Source organism: Streptomyces sp. SID8352, assembly GCF_009862265.1.
Taxonomy (GTDB): Bacteria; Actinomycetota; Actinomycetes; order Streptomycetales; family Streptomycetaceae; genus Streptomyces.
Genome location: NZ_WWGX01000071.1, coordinates 72883 through 89609 on the forward strand (window position 1 = coordinate 72883; position 16727 = coordinate 89609).

At 70.7% G+C, this 16727-nt stretch carries 9 protein-coding genes; 7 read left to right on the forward strand and 2 right to left on the reverse strand.

What is annotated here, in order from left to right:
* Positions 1-170: 170 nt before the first annotated feature.
* Positions 171-1418 carry a SchA/CurD-like domain-containing protein gene (locus GTY84_RS21660; protein ID WP_161227973.1) on the reverse strand — a complete coding sequence of 416 codons (1248 nt, stop codon included), beginning with the start codon at positions 1416-1418 and terminating at the stop codon, positions 171-173.
* A gap of 370 nt (positions 1419-1788) precedes the next feature.
* On the opposite strand from GTY84_RS21660, the gene GTY84_RS21665 reads away from it, so the two are divergent.
* Positions 1789-3492 carry an FAD-dependent monooxygenase gene (locus GTY84_RS21665; RefSeq protein WP_161227974.1) on the forward strand — a complete coding sequence of 568 codons (1704 nt, stop codon included), beginning with the start codon at positions 1789-1791 and terminating at the stop codon, positions 3490-3492.
* A gap of 210 nt (positions 3493-3702) precedes the next feature.
* Positions 3703-3954 (forward strand): LapA family protein, encoded by a 252-nt coding sequence (locus GTY84_RS21670; protein WP_161227975.1) that lies wholly within the window; start codon positions 3703-3705, stop codon positions 3952-3954.
* A 256-nt stretch (positions 3955-4210) separates the two neighbouring features.
* Here the strand turns inward: GTY84_RS21670 and GTY84_RS21675 are convergent, their stop codons facing one another.
* A complete protein-coding gene (locus GTY84_RS21675) occupies positions 4211-4537 on the reverse strand; it encodes a thioredoxin domain-containing protein (RefSeq protein WP_161227976.1) in 327 nt (108 codons plus the stop codon).
* Positions 4538-6076: 1539 nt separating this feature from the next.
* Between GTY84_RS21675 and GTY84_RS21680 the strand changes: the two genes are divergently transcribed.
* The 5 genes from GTY84_RS21680 (at position 6077) to GTY84_RS21700 (ending at position 16678) form a co-directional block, all read left to right on the forward strand.
* A complete protein-coding gene (locus tag GTY84_RS21680) occupies positions 6077-8239 on the forward strand; it encodes an N-6 DNA methylase (RefSeq protein ID WP_202551549.1) in 2163 nt (720 codons plus the stop codon).
* Between the two features lie 89 nt (positions 8240-8328).
* Positions 8329-10323: a class I SAM-dependent DNA methyltransferase gene (locus tag GTY84_RS21685; protein ID WP_161227977.1), complete on the forward strand. Its 1995-nt coding sequence runs from the start codon at positions 8329-8331 to the stop codon at positions 10321-10323.
* Complete coding sequence (locus GTY84_RS33085; RefSeq protein WP_202551550.1) at positions 10320-11621, forward strand: restriction endonuclease subunit S; 1302 nt, start codon at positions 10320-10322, stop codon at positions 11619-11621. Before GTY84_RS21685 ends, GTY84_RS33085 begins: the two co-directional genes overlap by 4 nt.
* A complete protein-coding gene (locus GTY84_RS21695) occupies positions 11618-14809 on the forward strand; it encodes a type I restriction endonuclease (protein ID WP_161227978.1) in 3192 nt (1063 codons plus the stop codon). The genes GTY84_RS33085 and GTY84_RS21695 overlap by 4 nt, the downstream gene beginning before the upstream one ends.
* A gap of 291 nt (positions 14810-15100) precedes the next feature.
* The gene (locus GTY84_RS21700; RefSeq protein WP_161227979.1) at positions 15101-16678 is read left to right on the forward strand and encodes a serine/threonine-protein kinase; all 1578 of its coding nucleotides are present in this window, start codon (positions 15101-15103) and stop codon (positions 16676-16678) included.
* Positions 16679-16727 lie beyond the last annotated feature (49 nt).

Consider the following 16727-nt stretch of genomic DNA (forward strand, 5'->3'; position numbering starts at 1 on the left):
TGGGGGAGGGGCACCGCGGTGTCCGGCACCCGCCTCGGCGGGACCGCCGGACACGGCGGTGGGTCGGGGTGGCGGACCGGGGCCGCCGGGTCGGGGCCGCGGGACCGGTGGGACGGGCCGCGGGCGACGGGCCGGTGGGGGAGGGGCGCGGACGGGGCGGACCCCGGCCGTCAGGTCTCGGAGGCGCGCCGGTCGGTCAGCGGCCTCATCCGCGCGTACGCGAGCAGCCGGGCCTGCGTCTCCGGGTCGGTCAGCGGACCGTCCGCCCCGGCGGCGTCGGTGTCCAGCAGCCGCCGGGCCCCGTCGGCCGCCCGCCCGTACAGCCCGAGGACCCGGCCCGGGGCGTCCGCCGGGTCACCGGCCACGTCGACCAGGCGCACGACGAGGTCCTCCCGGTGGAAGACGGTGGCGGCGCGCACCGGGCCGCCCGGCTCCCGTACGGCGGCCTCGTCCTGCCGGGCCAGCAGCCGCGCCAGTTCGGGACCGGCGCCGGGGCGCACCGGGTAGAGGAGCCCGCAGCGCGTCGTGGCGGCGGTGTCCGACGCCGATCCGGTGGCCGCCCCCGGCGTCCTGCCCGTCCCGGCCGGGGCCGTCATGTGGTGCACGGCGGGCATCGCGGCCCGGGTGAAGAACGCGCGGGCGGACCGCGGGTCGTCCAGGTCCCGGTCCTCCTCCAGATGCGGGTTGAGCGCCTCCTCGACGGCCCGTACGCCGGGCTGCCGGGCGACGTGCCGCAGCGCGGTCTGGAGGTCGCCGCGCACCTCCACGGCCCGCACGATCCGGTTGCCGTGCAGGAACAGCGAGGTCCGCAGCAGCCGGGTGGTGCCGTCGACCTCGGCCGCGGGCGACACATAGGTCGACAGCAGCTCCGCGGCCTCCGCCTCGCTTCCGGGCCGCACCGTGAAGGTCAGCGCGTGCCGCACGACGTCCCCGCCGATCCGGGGGGCGCCGAGCAGCGGGCCGTCGGCAGGGGCGGCGCCGCCCTCCGGGAGGGTCTCCCGCAGGACGCTGTAGCGCAGCGAACGCGTGTCGCGGACGCAGTCCTGCAGCGGCTCGACGGTCGCCAGGTGTTCGTCGCTGTTGACCCACGCGAGGAAGGGCCCGGCGCTCTCCCACTCGCTGGTCAGCAGCCACTGCGTGGGGTTCTCCAGGGACTGGCAGAGCTGGTCGCTCACATGCCCCGGCACCGCCGCCACCCGGTCGCGGATGCGTTCGTAGGCGTTCAGGAACTCCCGCTGCATGCCGTCGTGGATGTCCAGCATCAGCACGACCCGCACGCGGGCTCCGTCGAACGCGGATATCGAGACGCCGCCCTCCTCGGCGGCTCCGGCGGCCGTCGTCGCGGCGGCGGCCGGGGCGTCCAGGGACGCGGCATCGGTCGATTCGGCGTCCGTCGGTACGACGGGAGAGACCGTCATCCGGCCCACCTCTTCTCGGAAACGTCTTTCGGGTCTTCTTCGTGGCCTGGGTACGGAACAGGTGCCGCGGCGGGGAGCCGATGCTCCGGCCGGGCGGCCGCCCGGCCGTCCGCCGGGACGTGCCGCGGGCGCGCCCGCCGCGGCGGTGCGGGGACCGTGCCGGCGCCGGACGCGTCACGCCGTTGTGACGAGGGGTGCCGGTCGCACAAGGACGATCGTGTGCCGTGCCCGCGGGGACCGCGAACCAGACGGGTTAAGCGGGTGAAGCCTGGGCCGCGGGCGGCCCGGCGGGGCATGGATGAAGGCCCAGGTCCCGACGTGTCCGGGACCCGACGTCAGACATCAGCCGCGCCGCAACGGAGGACGAGCAATGAAGGAAAGAGCCGATCGATCCGCGCCCCGGTCCGACCCCGGGGCGGCGTCCGAGCCCGGCCCCGGGCCCGGCAGTCTGCGGGTGCCGGTGCTGATCGTCGGGGGGTCCCTGGTCGGACTGTCGGCCTCGGTGTTCCTGGGCCGGCTCGGCGTCCGGCACACCCTCGTGGAACGCCACACCGGCACCTCCCGCCACCCCCGGGGGCGCGGCAACAACGTCCGCACGATGGAGCTGTTCCGCGTCTCCGGCACCGAACCGGACATCCGGCGGGCCGCCGCCACCCTCGCCGGCAACCACGGCATCCTGCAGACGCCCACGCTCGTCGGCGACGCCGGGGAGTGGCTGTTCAAGGACATCGACCCGGGCAACGGACTGGCCCGCTTCAGCCCCAGCTCCTGGTGCCTGTGCAGCCAGAACGACCTGGAGCCCCAACTGCTCCGGCACGCCCGCGACCTCGGCGGCGACCTGCGCTTCGGCACCGAACTGCTGTCCTTCGAGCCGGCCGCCGACGGGGTGACCGCCGTCCTCAAGAGCCGGGAGACCGGCGAGCACACCACCGTCCGCGCGGACTATCTGATCGCCGCCGACGGCCCCCGCAGTCCCGTCCGCGAGCAGCTCGGCATCGGCCAGAGCGGCCCCGGCGACCTCTTCCACAACATCAGCGTCACCTTCCGCTCCCGCCGCCTCGCGGACGTGGTCGGCGACCGCCGCTTCATCGTCTGCTACCTGACCGACCCCGACGCCGACGGCGCCCTGCTGCCCGTCGACAACCGCGAGAACTGGGTCTTCCACGCCCCCTGGCACCCCGAACGGGGCGAGACCCTGGAGGACTTCACCGACGAGCGGTGCGCCGCCCACATCCGCCGCGCGGCCGGCGACCCGGACCTCGACATCGAGATCACCGGCCGGGCTCCCTGGCACGCCGCCCAGCGCGTCGCCCGCGGCTACCGGGCGGGCCGCGTCCTGCTCGCCGGGGACTCGGCGCACGAGATGTCCCCCACCGGCGCGTTCGGCTCCAACACCGGCATCCAGGACGCGCACAACCTCGCCTGGAAGCTGGCCGCGGTCATCGGCGGCTGGGCGGGCGACGGCCTCCTCGACACCTACGACGCGGAACGCCGCCCGGTCGCCGAGGCCACCAGCGCCCGCGCCGCCGCCCGTTCGACCGAGCACAGCCACCCCGGCTTCGCCCCGCCGCCCACCCCGGGAGGCGGCCCCGGCCCCCAGCGCGGCATCCTCAACGTCGCCCTCGGCTACCGCTACCCCCGGGGCGCGGTCGTCGGCGCCGACCCGGCCACGCCGGTGGTCCCCGAGGGCCTCGACCTCACCGGAGCCCCCGGCAGCCGGGCCCCCCACCTCTGGCTGCTCCGGGGCGGGGAGCGGATCTCCACGCTCGACCTCTACGAGGACGCCCCGGTCCTGCTCAGCGACGCCGCCGAGGGCACCGGATGGCACGAGGCCGCGCTCCGCCTGGCCGACGACACCGGCATCCCCCTGCGCTCCCACCGCCTCGGCGACGGCCCCGGCGCGGACCTCGCCGTCGAGGACGGCGCGGACTGGGCGAGGCCGCACGGCGTCACCCGCGGCGGGGCGGTCCTGGTCCGTCCCGACGGCTTCGTCGCCTGGCGCTCCCCGGGCCCGGCCACCGACCCGGGCCCCCTCCTGCGCCGGACCCTGACGGCGGTGCTGTCCCTCACCTGACCCCCGGCCGGGGACACACCACCCCCCACCGGAGACACCCGCACCCCCGGGCTCCACGCGGCTCCACGCGGGCTCGGGGGATGCGGGCCGGGGCGCCGGTGGCTCGGGGCGACGGACCCGTCCGTCCGCACCCGGACCGAGCGGAGGCCGTGCACCCGACCGGCCGTACCCAACGGACCGCCACCCGCCGGAGCGGCCGATCCTGACTCCATGAGCCCAGACCGATCGTCCCCGCAGTCGTCCGGCACCCGAAGGGGGCGCGGCTCCCCGCTCACCCCGTCCCGCATTGCCACCCTGGTGGTGGCCGCGCTCGCCGTCGTGCTCATCGTGCAGAACACCAGGGAGGTCAGGATCCGGCTGCTGGTACCGGTGGTGACAATGCCGCTGTACCTGGCGCTGCTCATCATGTTCATCCTCGGCGGCCTCTGCGGTGCCCTCCTGTGGCGCGGCAGGGGCAGGTGAGTCGGCGGCCGGGATCAGCACCGTGGACGCCCGTCCCGACGGCCGGACGCCCGCGGCGGCGTGCCGGGAGCCGGACGTGGAGCCCGGTTCCCGGCACGCCGCCGAGACGTTCGCGGACCGCCCTGTTCAGTCTGCGAAGACCGAACGCAGCTTGGCCTCCTGCTCAGTTCGGATCTACTTGACCGATTCGATGAAGTCGTCGCCGATCCCGACACCGGCCAGCCGCATGTCGCGAGATCCCTCACCGCCCGTCCGGTCACAGGTGCGGCGTGACCAGCTCCACGACGTTGTCCCTGGAAGCCGGCCCGATCCTCGTGGCCGCTATGCTCCCGCCCTTGAACAGGTGCAGGGTCGGGATGGCCGTGACGCCGTACCGCGGCGGCGTCTGCGGGCTCCCGTCGATGTCCAGCCGGGCAACGGTCAGACGGCCCGCGTAGGCGGCGGCGACGTCCGTCAGCACCGGGTCCAGGGCGCGGCACACGCTGCTCCACTCGGCGCGGAAGACGGCGAGCACCGGCCCGGCGGCCGTGGCCACCCTCGCCTCGAAGTCCGCATCGGTCACGTCGACGACGGTCGCGGTCACTGGTGATCCTCTCGTTTCGCACGGCACGCACCGAACGTAGCCAGGCAGGTGCAATGCGTCACGATCGATTCCCGCCCCGCAAAGGTTGGCCGAACGGCCCCCCTTGCGGAACGCGATCGTGCGACGAGGGACGCCGGGCGGCCCCGGGGCGCACGCGCGGCGGACAGGGAGGTGATTTTCTTCGTGAGCACAATGGGGGAGACTGTCCGGAGAGTGCTCATATGAGCGCAAGCCTCTGCCAATCCGAGCGGCACCTGACGCGGAATCCTGAAACGACCGGGCCCAGGACCCCGGATCACCCAGGGCGCCGAACACGATGCGACGAATCGCGTCCGCCCAGGCCCCGGAACATCGACGAACCCCACCACACCTGCCCGTACGGCATGGAGGCAACGGCCCGCGCCTCCTCCAGGAGGCCACCAGTCCCGAACAGCTCGGCAGATAGGCGTAGTCAAAGCCAGCGCCCGCCCAACCCGCCTTTCCTGGACGGCGCAACGCAGCCGTCGAACGCCAACCGGGCGACCGTCAGGCGTGGTTCGTCACCCATCGGCCCCTTCCTTCGAGTGCTCCTCGTCGACGGACCGCGTCGAACCCCGAATGCGCCCGGCGCCCACCCGCTGGCTTGGGGGACCGCTGACGGGAGTGGGGAAGGCGTGGGGCGATTCAGGGATTCGGAGCCGCGATCGGCGTCCGGAGCAAGCTCGTTGGCGCGCGGGCGCGCCTGCGTCGACTGGGTCTCGGGCGTCGAATCCGGCGAGGGGCGGATCAGGGCGTCGGGCGCCGGCAAGGGAGTGGTGCACGGTGGAGCTGGACCTCAACGGCGACGACGGGCCGACGGGCAGACGCGACCGTCCCTGCGGGTAGGGGGAGACTTCTGCGAGCGCCTGGTCGCCCTCGGCCTGTCCCTGCTGCCTGAGCGCGCCGGCCTCTCCGGGCCGTTGGAGGACGAACGTGAGCGCGCGGCACCTGGATGACCGGCTGTCGGGCCTTGGCGAGAGAGGGCCTGCTCTCCCTGGTCCGGGGTGAGGCGGCCACCGACGCGCGTCGGTGGAGCAGGAGGTTTCCCGTTCCGAAGGTGAGGGCGAAGGAGTCCTCGGCGACAGGGAGGCGGTGCGTACTCCGATGCGCGGTTCTCCACGGGCGGTTTCCGCCAGGTGAGGGTGTGCACGGCCGAGGTCCGGTCGGGCGGCTGACGGCGGCCGATCACGCCTTGGCGCAGGAGCGCCGGGGTGCCCCCGATCGTCACCTCCTCGACGAAGGAGTGATCGCGTTCGTGCCCGGCTTGAACGCGTCGCACAGGTATGCGGAAGACGTGCCGGTATCCCTGGGCAGGTAGAGGGTGCTGCATCGTGTTTTGGTGGTGGAAGGGCCGTGGTCGATGGTCGGGTCGAGCAGTGTGCGGGCCTCCCGGGGTGGTGAGGCGGAGGGTGATGGGCGCGACCTCCAATGGCGTACGTGAAAGCGTTGTCAAATAGTGATTGCCGTTCAGGTGGTGGTGTAGAGTGTGAACTGTCCACCCCGAGGAGGTGTGCCCCTGCCATGCCCGAGGCAACAGCCCACGTGACAGCCGCGGAGATCTCCCGCATCGCCGGTGTCACCCGGGCCACCGTCAGCAACTGGCGTCGACGGCACGAAGACTTCCCGGCTCCGTCCGGAGGTACCGACACCAGCCCGCTCTACGACCTCGGAGCGATTCAGGCATGGCTCGGCTCCCGTGGCCACACGCAGGTCGCCGACCCCCGCGAGGAATTGCGCACCGCGGTCCGCCTTCAGGCATCCGACCCGGACAGGACGACCAGTCGCATGGGCTTCGTCCTCACGCTCGCCCGCCACTCCCCGGACGAGACGGCGGCGCTCGCCGACCTCGCGGACGCCGAACTGGTCGCCCGTGCCTCCGAGGAGGTGGCCAAGCTCCTGACCTCGCTCCCCGGCCCGACACCCGAGCCCCCCCTGTTCACCACATCCGACGGCACCATCTTGCGCGCGCTCCTCAGCTGCGTTCGTGAGCAAGGCGGTTCGGTCGCCCTCGCGGTGCTCGCGGAAAGGGAACTGGAGGACAGTGCCGCGACCGGCGTCCACGGAACCCCCGAGCCGTTGGCGCAGATGGTCGCCAGGCTGCTCCCGGCTGGGGTCGCGCGGGTGCTGGACCCGGCCTGCGGTAGCGGCGCGCTGCTGGCGGCCGCCTCCGGGCGCGGCGCCACCATCCTCCTCGGCCAGGACTCCGTACCCGTGCAGGCCCAGCGCGCCACGGTCGGCCTGAGGCTCGCCGCGCCACGGGCCGAGGTTGCCGTACGCATCGGGGACAGTCTCCGCGCGGATGCCTTCGACGGGCTGACGGCGGACGCGGTGGTGTGCACCCCGCCCTACGGGGATCGCGACTGGGGGCACGACGAGTTGGCCTACGACCCCCGCTGGGCGTACGGCGTGCCCGGGCGGGCCGAATCCGAGCTCGCCTGGGTGCAGCACTGCCTCGCCCACCTCGTTCCCGGCGGCCGGGCCGTACTGATCCTGCCGCCCGCCACCGCCTCCCGCCCCTCCGGGCGCCGGATACGGGCGGAACTGGTGCGCGGCGGCGCCGTGCGGGGCGTGCTCGCCCTGCCGCCCGGGGCCGCGCCACCGCTGCACGTGGGCTTGCATCTGTGGCTGCTCCAGCGGCCCGAGCCGGGCGGCCCGGAGCGCAAGTCGGTGCTGTTCGTCGACACGACCGGGTCGCCCCCGCCGGGCGCGACGGAACAGGAGCCGGGCACGCCGCGTACGGGTTCCCCCCGTGCCCCGATCGACTGGGCCGGCCTGACGGCCCGCACGCTCGCCCACTGGGAGGCCTTCACCGCCGACCCGGACCGGTTCGCGGCCGAGCCCGGCACCGCACGTGCGGTGCCGGTCGTGGACCTCCTGGACGACCTCGTCGACCTCACCCCGGCCCGCCAGGTCCGCATCTACCGCACGGACATCGATCCCGCCGAGCTGTACACACGTACGGAGACGGGCCGCCGCGAGCTGACTGAAGCCGCCCGCGCCCTCCTCGACTCGGCGGACCTCACCGGCTGGACCGCATCCGCACCCGGCGGCCCGGCCCGGGAATGGCGTACGGCCACCGCCTCCGACCTTGCCAGGGGCGGGGCGCTGGCCCTGCTTCGCACGGTGCCGGACACCAGGGGTCTGGAGCCGGGCAGGACGGATCCCGCCGCCGCTCCGGTCCTCACCGGGGCCGACATCGCCCGGGGGACGGGTCCGACCGGCGACCCGGCGGAGCTGGGCTCCACCACCGCGCCCGTGGTCGCCGCCGGAGACGTCCTCGTCCGGGCGGTCGCCGGCGGGGGCGGGCCGATGGCCCGGGTGGCCGAGAAGGCGGACGCGGGCGCACTGCTCGGCCCTCAGGTCCACCTTCTGCGCCCCGACCCGGATCGTCTGGACTCCTGGTTCCTGGCCGGCTTCCTCGGATCGGCGGAGAACGTCGCCGGGGCTTCCACCGGAAGCACCGTCCTGCACGTCGCCCCGGGCCGGCTCCGGGTCCCGCTGCTCCCGCTGGAGGAACAGCGGCGCTACGGCGAGGCCTTTCGGCACGTCCATGAGCTGCGGGCGCGGGCGCGGCGGGCCGCGCGCCTCGCGGAGGAGACGGCCGCCTTGCTCGTGGGCGGGTTCACGGGCGGTGCGCTGCTTCCGTCCACGACCGAGACGCCGGCAGATGCCGGCCCGGCCTGAACCGCACCTGATCTTCGTAGCCATCCACCACACTTGTCCGCACCCGCTCCGGTTGGGCGGGACGGTCCGGAAGGAAACCGGGGAACCCCTTGAACAGCAGTAAGCACACGGAACTGGCGAATCACGCCTGGTCCGTCGCCGACCTCCTGCGCGGTGACTACAAGCAGTCCGACTACGGCAAGGTCATCCTGCCGTTCACCGTGCTGCGCCGGCTGGAGTGCGTCCTGGAGCCTACGCGGGACAAGGTCACCGAGACCGTCGCACAGTACAAGGGACAAGGGGACATCGACCCGGACCACTGGCTGCGCAAGGCCTCCGGCCACTCCTTCTACAACAGGAGCGACCTGACCCTGAAGAGGATCGCCGCGGACCCGCAGAGCGCGGCGGAGAATCTCCAGCTCTACGTGGCCGCCTTCTCGGACAACGCCCGCGAGGTCCTCGACAAGTACGACTTCGCCCAGCAGATCAAGCGGCTCGCCGCCGCCGACCTGCTGTACAAGGTCATCGGCAGGTTCACGGACCTGGATCTCCACCCCGAGCGCGTGCCCAACCACAACATGGGCTACATCTTCGAGGAACTGATCCGACGCTTCGCGGAGCAGTCGAACGAGACGGCGGGGGAGCACTTCACCCCCCGCGAGGTCATCAAGCTGATGGTCAACCTGCTGATCGCGCCCGACGGCGACGCGCTGCAGGTGCCAGGCGTGGTCCGCACGGTCATGGACCCGGCATGCGGCACGGGCGGCATGCTGTCGGCGGCCGAGGAGCACATCCGTTCCCTGAACCCGGACGCCACGGTGGAGGTCTACGGTCAGGAGCTCAATCCCGAGTCCTGGGCCATCTGCCGGTCCGACCTGATGATCAAGGGACAGGATCCGGAGCACATCGCCGCCGGCAACTCGCTGAGCGATCCGGGGCAGGGCCGTGAGAAGTTCGACTACCTCCTGGCCAACCCGCCGTTCGGTGTGGAGTGGAAGAAGGTCAAGGACGAGGTCGAGTACGAGCACCAGCACCTGGGCGAGGCCGGCCGCTTCGCCGCAGGCCTGCCCCGGATCAACGACGGCTCACTCCTCTTCCTCCAGCACATGATCTCGATGATGAAGCCGGTGGACGCCAAGGGCGGTGGCGGTTCCCGCCTGGCCATCGTCTTCAACGGTTCTCCGCTCTTCACCGGAGCGGCCGGCTCGGGCGAGTCCGAGATCCGCCGCTGGATCCTGGAGAACGACTGGCTGGAGGCGATCGTCGCCCTCCCGGACCAGCTCTTCTACAACACCGGCATCTCCACGTACTTCTGGATCCTCACCAACCGAAAGTCCCCGGACCACAAGGGCAAGGTCGTCCTGCTTGACGCGCGCGACCAGTTCCAGAAGATGCGCAAGTCGCTGGGTGACAAGCGCAAGGAGTTGGGCACGCGGCACATCGCGGACGTGACGCGCCTGTACGGGGAGGCCGTCCAGGCCGCGGCGGACCCGGGCCACGAACTCCACTCCAAGGTCAAGGTCTTCGAGAACTCGGCCTTCGGCTACCAGCGCATCACGGTCGAACGCCCGCTGAAGCTCCGCTTCGAGGTCACGGAGGAGACGCTGACGGCCCTGGCGGCGGCCAAGCCGGTCCAGAAGCTGGGATGGGCGGGCGCGTTCGTGGCCGCCGTCCGTACGCTGCTGGGTTCGTCGTGGCCGACGAAGTCGGACGCGCTGGTGGCCCTGAAGGGCGCGGTGGCCGACGCGGGCTTCCTCTGGCCGACGGGCGCGCCTTTCGCGAAGGCGGTACGGGACACGATCGGTGTGCGAGACCCCGAGGGCGAGGTCCAGCTCCTCAAGGACGGGCCGGAGCCCGACGCGGAGCTTCGTGACTACGAGAACGTGCCGCTGGGTGAAGACGTCGAGGATTACCTGAAGCGCGAGGTCCACCCGCATGTCCCGGACGCTTGGATCGACCACACGAAGACAAAGATCGGCTACGAGATTCCGTTCACGCGGCACTTCTACGTGTACGAGCCGCCGCGGGCACTGGCGGAGATCGACGCGGAGCTGAAGTCGCTGGAGGCGGAGATTCAGGCGCTGCTGGGAGAGGTGACGGAATGAGCTCAGTGCTCGGCATTTCGCTGCCCGGCGAGTGGTCCTCGGCGCCGCTCAAGCATGTCACCACATATCTCAACCGTGGTTCGGCCCCGACGTATGTTGATGAGGGGCCGGTGCGGGCGGTCAGCCAGGCTGCAAACCAGAACGCCGGCCTTGACTGGACGCGGACCCGCTTTCATGATTTCAACGGTGACCCGAGGAAGCTCAAAGGCTTTCTGCGGCCTGATGACGTTCTCATCAACTCAACGGGCACTGGCACGCTCGGTCGAGTCGGCTATTTTGATCAGTCGCCGGACGGTCTCCCTTGCATGGCCGATAGTCACGTTACTGTTGCGCGTTCGACGCGGGGAAAATTGGATCCCCGTTTTATGTACTACTGGCTGAGTTCGCGTCCCTTCCAGGGGTTCGTGCATGCAGCGCTCGTGGTCGGGGCAACAAACCAGATTGAGCTCAATCGGGATCGCTTGGGCGACGCGCCTGTGCCGCTTCCTGAAATAGAGGAACAGTGCCGTATCGCTGCCTTCCTCGACGTCGAGACCGCCCGAATCGATAGACTGGTCATCCTTCAGCGGAGCGTCCTTCGGAAGATTGACGAGCGCGAAGCCACTCAGCTTGATTTGGAGATTGATGAACTAGTCGAGCGTCACGGTGCGGTGCCGCTTCGTCGGTTCCTCCTAGGAGTCGACCAGGGGACCAGTCCTCAGTGTGACGCGGTGCCGGCTGCCGACGACGAGTGGGGAGTCCTAAAGGTGAGCTGCCTTCGGCCCGGAAATTTCGTGCCAGCAGAAAACAAGAGGCTTCCGGAGGGGACAGAACCCGATTCGATCAGTGAGGTGCGAGAAGGGGATTTGCTCATTGTTCGCGCGAACACTCCGCAACTAGTCGGGTCGACTGCCGTTGTTCCCAAGGTGCGGCGGAGGCTGCTTCTTTCGGACAAGATTTTCCGCGTCCGCTTGGACGACAGACTTAGCGCCGACTTCGTGGCTGCCATCGCACGGGGGCGCCGCATCCGCGCTCTCTGTTCCGCAGGCTCAAACGGTGCTTCCCAGTCCATGGCGAACATCCGGTTCGAAGAGGTCAAGGCGTGGCCGATGCCCGCCGTGGGACCGGGCGCGCAAGCCGATTTCGTAGCAAAGGTCGCCAACGGTCGGGCGGTGTTGGACAAGCTGCACCCCCGTATTGAGCGCCAGCTTGCTCTCTTTGCTGAACGCCGCCAAGCCCTCATCACCGCCGCCGTAACCGGCCAGTTCGACGTCTCCACCGCCAGCGGACGCAACGTCACGGAGGGAATCACCGTATGAGCCCCGGCCCCGTCCACCGCGAATCCGCCTTCGGCGACGCCATAGTCGCCGCCATGGCCGAGCGTGGCTGGCGCGAAGCGAGCCCCGCCGGCTACCAGCCCGACCTCGGCCTGGACACCCAGGAACTCTTCGAGTTTCTCGGCAAGACCCAGGCCGAGGAGTGGCACGAGCTCCGCACCGTCTACGGCGACGCCAACGAGGCCCAGCGCGGCTTCGCTCGCCGCCTCGACCAGGCCATCGCCGGCGACGGCCTCCTCCACGTCCTCCGCAATGGCGTCAAGGACCGTGGCGTCCTCCTCCGTGTGGCCTACTTCAAGCCAAACCTGGTCGCCGACGAATCCGTCCTCCACGGCTACCGCGCCAACCGCCTCACCGTCGTCCGCGAGCTGCCGTACGCCACCAAGCAGCTCGACCGGAACAACCGCCTCGACCTGGCCCTGTTCCTCAACGGCATCCCGGTCGCCACCGCCGAGCTCAAGAACCCGCTCACCGGACAGGGCGTCGAGCACGCCAAGGAGCAGTACCGCACCGACCGCGACCCCACCGAGCCGATCTTCACCCGCCGGGTCATCGCGAACTTCGCCATAGACCCCGACCTGGTCTTCGTCGCCACCCAGCTCAAGGGCAAGAACACCCGCTTCCTGCCCTTCAACACGGGCTCCGAGGGCCCCGGCCGCCCCGGCGGCGCGGGCAACCCGGCCCCCACCGTGTACGGGCAGTACGCGACCTCCTACCTCTGGGAGCAGGTCTGGGAGCGGGCCAACTGGCTGGATCTGCTCCAGCGCTTCGCCCACCAGCAGAAGTCCAAGACGCCCGGCGGCGGCACCACCCGCACCACGATCTTCCCGCGCTTCCACCAGTGGGACGCGGTCAGGAAACTGACCGCCCACGCCGCCACCCACGGCGCCGGTCAGAACTACCTGATCATGGCCTCGGCCGGTTCCGGCAAGTCCAACACCATCGGCTGGCTCGTCCACCGCCTCTCCGACCTGCACGCGGACAACGACCCCCGCACGCTCGACACGGAGGCTCTGTCAGCGGGCTTCATCAAGCCCGGGGCACCGGTCTTCGACAAGGTCATCGTCATTACCGACCGCCGGAATCTGGACGCCCAGCTCCGCGAGACGGTCGGCAGCTTTTCCCAGACCGACGGCCTGGTCGTCAAGATCGACGATAAGCAGGGTGCCAAGAGCGAGCAGCTCGCCCGCGCCCTCTCCCGCGACACCGGCAAGATCGTCACCGTCACCCTGCACTCGTTCCCCGCGCTGCTGGACTACCTCCAGCGCAATCCGACCGAGATCAAGGGCACCACCTTCGCCATCGTCATCGACGAGGCCCACTCCTCCCAGTCCGGCGACGCGGCGACCTCCGTCCGCGCCGCCCTGCGCGAGCTCGGCCTCGACTCGGACTCCGAGGACGTCGGCGCGACCAGCCTGACCGTCACCGACAAGCTCAAGAAGAAGGCGCTGGAGCGGTCCCGGGCCGCCAACCTCTCCTACTTCGCTTTCACCGCCACCCCGAAGTCGAAGACCCTCGAACTCTTCGGCACCCCGGACCAGATCGATGGCAAGGCCGCCTACCGCCCCTTCCACACGTACTCCATGCGCCAGGCCATCGAGGAAGGCTTCATCCTCGACCCGCTGCGCAACTACGTCACGTACAACACGTACTGGAAGCTGGTGAACCAGAACACGGACGAGCGCGAGGTGGACCCCGCCAAGGCGAATTCGCTGCTCGCCCGGTACGTGCTCACCCACGACTCCACCGTCTCCCAGCACGCCCAGGTGATCGTCGAGCACTTCGTGGCCCACACCCGGGGCCGGCTCGGCGGGCGCGCCAAGTCCATGGTCGTAACGGCCTCTCGGCACTCCGCCGTCCAGATGGCCCGGGCCATCAAGAGCTACATCGAGGATCGCGGGTACGACACCAAGTATCCGGACTTGGGCGTTCTGGTCGCCTTCTCCGGCTCCCTCACCATCGACGGCGAGGAGACCACCGAGCCGAAGGAGAACGGGGGGCTGTCCGAGACCGCCCTTCCCAAGGCCTTCGGCTACACGCGCGCCGACGACAAGGCGGTGAAGGCCGGAGGGAAGGGGCAGCAGGAGTACCGGATCCTGGTCGTCGCCGAGAAGTACCAGACCGGGTTCGACCAGCCCCTGCTGACGGCCATGTACGTCAACAAGAAGCTGACCGGTATCTCGGCCGTCCAGACCCTCTCCCGCCTCAACCGCACGGCCGAGCGCAAGACACAGGCCGACCTCGCCGTCCTCGACTTCACCAACGAGGCCGAGGACATCAAGGAGGCGTTCCGCCCCTACTTCGAGGAGGCCAACACCCTCCCCTCGGATCCCAATCTTCTCTACACCGCCCAGAGCCGGGTCATGTCCGCGCCGGTCATCTCCGAGACGGAGATGGACGAGTTCGCCGCCGCCTGGTTCGAGGCGAAGGAGAAGGCCGCCGGATCCCCGGCCAAGTGGGAGAAGCTGCACGCCGAGCTGTACCGCCGGCTCTCCCCGGCCGTCACCCGCTACGAGACCCTGCGGGACAACGACGAGGACGAGGACGAGGTCAAGACGGCCGAGGACTTCCGCGCCGACCTTCACGACTACGTGCGCAAGTACGGCTTCCTCGCCCAGATCGTGCCCTACCACGACCCGGACCTGGAGCGTCTCCACCTCTACGGCCGCTACCTCCTCACCCGGCTGCGCGGCCGCACGGACGGCGGCGTGGACATCGGTGAGGTCGACCTCAGCCACCTGCGCGTGCAGAAGACCGGGGAACACGACGTCTCCCTCAGTCCGGAAGGAGCCGCGACCATGCCCGGTTTCGGCGAAGGGCCGGGCGGGGCCAAGGAAGCAGAGAAGTCGCTTCTGTCCGAGCTGATCGAGAAGTTCAACGCGAAGTTCGGCACGGACTTCACCGAACAGGACGTCATCCGGCCCTTCGAGGAGGCCAAGGCCGACGCCAAGGTCCGGGCCGCGGCCGTCGTCAACGACGAGGACAACTTCGGCAAGGTCTTCGACAAGGTCTTCGCGGACAAGATGGCCGACCACGTCGGCTCCATCGCCGGTCTCGGCCGCCAGTACTTCGGCGCCGACCGGAACTTCAAGTCCAGCCTCGACCGCAGCGCTCGCCGCGCCGCGTGGCGGATGATCCGCCGAGAGGAGGGCGTGGACGACGCCGCGTAGCCTCTCGCCGCATGCAGGCCCTCGCGCAACTCCCCGGGACACGAGGGCCTCGCAAACGCATCACACTGCCTGGCCAGCCATCGACACCGAGCACCTGGCGAGGTCGTCCGGGGCGAGTGCGACGGACGGATCCCGCGACGCACAGACGGTTCTCGGTCAAATCTGACAGACCTCGAACGCCTCCCTGGACGGAAGATCGCCGCCCCACCACACTGGTTCGGACATATCGGGTCGGCCGGCACCACCTCGGATGCGACGTAGCCGACAGCAACACCACGGGGCAGGGGCACGGTGCCGCAGCGGATCATCGACGGACGATACGAACTCCTGGAGGAGCTCAGCCACGGCGGCATGGGCGACGTCTGGCGCGGCTACGACTCTGTACTGGACCGGCCCGTGGCGGTGAAGCTCATCCGGTCCCAGGCCGTCACCTCGCCGCAACTGGCGGACGAACTCGCCAAGCGGTTCCGGCGCGAGGCCAGGATCACGGCCCGCATCCAGCACCCCGGCGTGCCACAGGTCTACGACGCCGTCCTGGACGACTCCCACGAGCACCTGCTCCTCGTCATGGAACTGGTCGACGGCGTCCCGCTGTCAGCCTATGTGGACCCGGACCGGCCGCTGCCGGTGAGCTGGGCCGTGGCGGTGGTCGCGCAGGTGGCCACCGTACTGTCACACGCCCACGAGGTCCCCGTGATCCACCGGGACCTCAAGCCCGGCAACGTCCTCGTCGCCCGCGACGGGACCGTGAAGGTCCTGGACTTCGGCATCGCGGCCATCCTGCGCTCCGACGCCACCAAGCTGACCGCGACCGGCAGCCCGATCGGGACCTCCCAGTACATGGCGCCCGAGCAGGTCCGTGGCGGGCGTGTCACCCCGCGGACGGACCTGTACGCGCTAGGTTGTGTGCTCCACGAACTGCTCTCCGGACGCGTGCTGTTCAAGGCGGACAGTGAGCTCGCGCTCATGTACCAGCACGTCACCGCGGAGCCCGTCCCGCTCCGCCGCTTGCGCCCCGAGCTTCCGGCCGCGCTGGAGGAACTCGTCCTTCACCTGCTCCGCAAGGCACCGGAGGCGCGACCCGCCGATGTGCAGGAAGTGCACGAGCGGCTGCGGCCCTTCCTCCCACAGGCCGGCCAGGACCCGGTGCCCGGCGAGACGGGCCCGGCTGGCGCCCCGGATCCGACCGCGCTGTTCCGCCATCCCTACGCGCCCCGCTCCCGGCCCCGCCCGGCGGCCACCACGACGCTCTCGGGGGAGCAGGCCGTCGTTCCCGTCCCTGTACCGGATGGACTCAGGGCGGATATCAAGGAGGCGTACGCGCACTCCGACGCCCTCCTCGAAGAGGAGCGGTTCACGCAGGCCGCGGAGGTCCTGAGCGAGGTCATCGAACCGGCCGCCCGCGTCCTCGGCACCGAGAACCGGCAGGTGCTCGAACTGCGCACCCAGCGAGCGGCGATCCGACTGCTCGGCGGGGACTACCGGGCCGCCCTGCCGGAGTTCACATCGCTCGCCGACGCCTACGGGCGTATCGCGGGGCCCACGAGTGAACAGGCTCGCGCCTGCCGTGCGCAGGCCGCGCGTTGCCGTGCCGAACTCGGCCACGTGACCGAGGCGCTCACGGCACTGGAAGCCGTACTGGCCGTGGTCCGGGTCGTGGACAGCGATGTCAGCGAGGAGGCCGTGGAACTCCGTCGTGACATCGGCATGCTGCTGCTTGCCCAGGGCCGGGCCGCCGACGCCGCGGTCGTCCTCGAACCGCTGCACGCCGACCTCAACGTGGTCTACGGGCCCGCGGACGAACTGACTGCCGAGGTCGCCGAGGCACTGGCGCTGATACGGCTCGACCTGGACGGGTCGACCGGCTGAGCCCGTCACGCCCCCGCATGCCAGAAAGCAAGGTGGTCGGACACGCCCC

What these genes read in the sequence shown, in the direction of transcription:
- GTY84_RS21660 (WP_161227973.1), bottom strand. Translation starts at nt 1,418, where the DNA reads ATGACGGTCTCTCCCGTCGTACCGACGGACGCCGAATCGACCGATGCC.
- GTY84_RS21665 (WP_161227974.1), top strand. Translation starts at nt 1,789, where the DNA reads ATGAAGGAAAGAGCCGATCGATCCGCGCCCCGGTCCGACCCCGGGGCG.
- GTY84_RS21670 (WP_161227975.1), top strand. Translation starts at nt 3,703, where the DNA reads ATGAGCCCAGACCGATCGTCCCCGCAGTCGTCCGGCACCCGAAGGGGG.
- GTY84_RS21680 (WP_202551549.1), top strand. Translation starts at nt 6,077, where the DNA reads ATGCCCGAGGCAACAGCCCACGTGACAGCCGCGGAGATCTCCCGCATC.
- GTY84_RS33085 (WP_202551550.1), top strand. Translation starts at nt 10,320, where the DNA reads ATGAGCTCAGTGCTCGGCATTTCGCTGCCCGGCGAGTGGTCCTCGGCG.
- GTY84_RS21695 (WP_161227978.1), top strand. Translation starts at nt 11,618, where the DNA reads ATGAGCCCCGGCCCCGTCCACCGCGAATCCGCCTTCGGCGACGCCATA.